At 67.9% G+C, this 947-nt stretch carries 1 protein-coding gene; it reads right to left on the bottom strand.

Features of this window, described 5'->3' with window-relative positions; all coding sequences use genetic code 11:
- On the bottom strand, window positions 1–880 hold an 880-nt coding region (locus tag ACFOYX_RS36260), incomplete at its 3' end, for a transposase (RefSeq protein ID WP_377534832.1).
- Between the last annotated feature and the right edge of the window lie 67 nt (window positions 881–947).

Raw genomic sequence — 947 nt, forward strand, 5'->3', positions numbered from 1 at the left:
ATCGCTTGATCGGTGCGCCGATCGTCCAGTTGTGCCAGATCGCGGCGTTGAGGGCGAGCAGGCGCTGCACGATGCGGGTCCACAGGCCCAGCGGGACTCGCCCGCCGTGGCGTTCGAGGCCGAGTTGGTTCTTCAGCGTCCAGATGATCGCCTCGACGCGTTGGCGCAGCCAGTTGGGGAAGGGCCTGGGTGTGCGCTCGTCGCGGCGGGCAGGGCGGATCAAGGTGAGGTCCAGGTCGGTGAAGAACTGTTCGGTGTCCTGGCCGGACAGGCCCTTGTCGGTCACCACGGCGGTGCCTGCGGCGGGCTGGTTGGCGATCTGGCGGGTGAGGATCTGACGGGTCTGCTCGCGTTCGCCGAACAGTTTGGGGTTGGCCAGGCCGAACCCGGTGACCGTGCCGTCGGCGGTGGTGATGAGCAGCAGCTTGACGCCCCAGTACCAGCGGCTGTGGGCGGACTCGTAGCCGTAGCCGGCCCAGCCGAACAGATCCGAGCGCTGGGCAGTGGTCTTGGACTGGCCGCAGCCGATCGGGGTGGCGTCCATGAGTCGCAGCGGTTCGGCCGAGCCGGGCGTGTGCTCGGCCAGCCACCGCAGCGCGGCCTCCATCAGCGGCGCTGCCTGCTTGAGCCGCTCGTTGTACTCGCTTTGGCCCAGCAAGCGGGGGAACAGGTGCCCGACCCGTGACGCCGCGGCTCGTAGCCAGTGGTGTTCTTCGTTGTAGCGCAGCAACACCTGCGCCACGGCCAGGCAGACCAGTTCGGCGTCGGTCACCGCCGGTGGGCGGCCCGGACCACGGCGGCGTGCCGACGTGGCGGGGATGATCCGGTCAACCAGTTCCACGTAGAGTGCGATGAGAAGGGTGTCCAGGTCGGCGATCACGAAGGCTCCAGAGTCTGACGTGTGTGGAAACGCCGATCTTGGACACCCTTCATCCATCTGTCACGGA

Source organism: Micromonospora sp. GCM10011541 (assembly GCF_042650725.1).
GTDB classification, from domain to species: Bacteria; Actinomycetota; Actinomycetes; order Mycobacteriales; family Micromonosporaceae; genus Micromonospora; species Micromonospora sicca.